The following is a 1,733-nucleotide window of genomic DNA, read 5'->3' as shown; positions in this document are numbered from 1 at the left end:
CACAAAAGCTTATCCTTTTTGATACTTGATTAAAGCTTAATTAATTCCCTTTCTTTAAACGTCTACTACATCTTATCAGATGCAATACTCTAAAAAAGGAGGTATTCCAGCCGCACCTTCCGGTACGGCTACCTTGTTACGACTTAGCCCCAGTTACTAGTTTTACCCTAGGCGGCTCCTTGCGGCGACCGACTTCAGGTACCCCCAGCTTCCATGGCTTGACGGGCGGTGTGTACAAGGCCCGGGAACGTATTCACCGCATCATGGCTGATATGCGATTACTAGCGATTCCAGCTTCACGCAGTCGAGTTGCAGACTGCGATCCGAACTGTGATAGGGTTTGTAGATTCGCTCCTCCTCACGGAGTGGCTGCTCTCTGTCCCTACCATTGTAGCACGTGTGTAGCCCAGGACGTAAGGGCCGTGATGATTTGACGTCATCCCCACCTTCCTCACAGTTTACACTGGCAGTATGGCTAGAGTCCCCATCATTACATGCTGGTAACTAACCAAAGGGGTTGCGCTCGTTATAGGACTTAACCTGACACCTCACGGCACGAGCTGACGACAACCATGCAGCACCTTGCAATTTGCCCGAAGGAAAAGGTGTTTCCACCCCTGTCAAACTGCATTTAAGCCCTGGTAAGGTTCCTCGCGTATCATCGAATTAAACCACATGCTCCACCGCTTGTGCGGGCCCCCGTCAATTCCTTTGAGTTTCATTCTTGCGAACGTACTCCCCAGGTGGGTTACTTATCACTTTCGCTTAGCCACTCAGATCTCAATTGATCCGAACAGCTAGTAACCATCGTTTACGGCGTAGACTACCAGGGTATCTAATCCTGTTCGCTACCTACGCTTTCGTCCATCAGCGTCAGTGAATTGTTAGTGATCTGCCTTCGCAATCGGTATTCTGAGTAATATCTATGCATTTCACCGCTACACTACTCATTCTAACCACTTCACAAGCACTCAAGAACAACAGTATCAATGGCAATTCTACAGTTGAGCTGCAGACTTTCACCACTGACTTATCATCCCGCCTACGGACCCTTTAAACCCAATGATTCCGGATAACGCTTGGATCCTCCGTATTACCGCGGCTGCTGGCACGGAGTTAGCCGATCCTTATTCTTACAGTACCGTCAACACCCGACACGTCGGGCTTTTTCTTCCTGTATAAAAGCAGTTTACAACCCATAGGGCAGTCTTCCTGCACGCGGCATGGCTGGATCAGGATTGCTCCCATTGTCCAATATTCCTCACTGCTGCCTCCCGTAGGAGTCTGGTCCGTGTCTCAGTACCAGTGTGGGGGATCTCCCTCTCAGGACCCCTACCTATCGTTGCCATGGTAAGCCGTTACCTTACCATCAAGCTAATAGGACGCATACTCATCTATTACCGTAACCTTTAATTATCAATCGATGCCAATCGATAATACCATAAAATATTAATCCAAATTTCTCTGGGCTATCTCTTAGTAATAGGTAGATTGTATACGCGTTACGCACCCGTGCGCCGGTCGTCAGCGGTCCGAAAACCCTGTTACCCCTCGACTTGCATGTGTTAGGCCTGCCGCTAGCGTTCATCCTGAGCCAGGATCAAACTCTTCATCGTTAAATCTTATATATCTTAACGTCTAAATGAATTCGACTCTTACATCTTATTCTCAGGAATTAACTCTAATCTGTTACAATTAGTCTAATCTTTTAATGTTTCTAATTCTATAAGTAA

The 1,733-nt window shown here is 47.3% G+C and carries 1 rRNA gene and 1 other annotated feature (1 of these 2 running past the window's edge); the gene reads right to left on the bottom strand.

The window, feature by feature from the left end:
• Window positions 1-134, bottom strand: a sequence feature (mutual gap in cmsearch alignment for this rRNA model is longer than 100); it reaches 2,567 nt to the left of the window's first position.
• Window positions 95-1,616: ribosomal RNA gene (locus tag LB450_RS13980) — 16S ribosomal RNA — on the bottom strand. It overlaps the preceding feature by 40 nt.
• Window positions 1,617-1,733: the final 117 nt, after the last annotated feature.

Source organism: Psychroflexus curvus (genome assembly GCF_020164585.1).
Lineage (GTDB): Bacteria > Bacteroidota > Bacteroidia > Flavobacteriales > Flavobacteriaceae > Psychroflexus > Psychroflexus curvus.
This window is presented reverse-complemented; position numbering and strand designations above follow the sequence as displayed.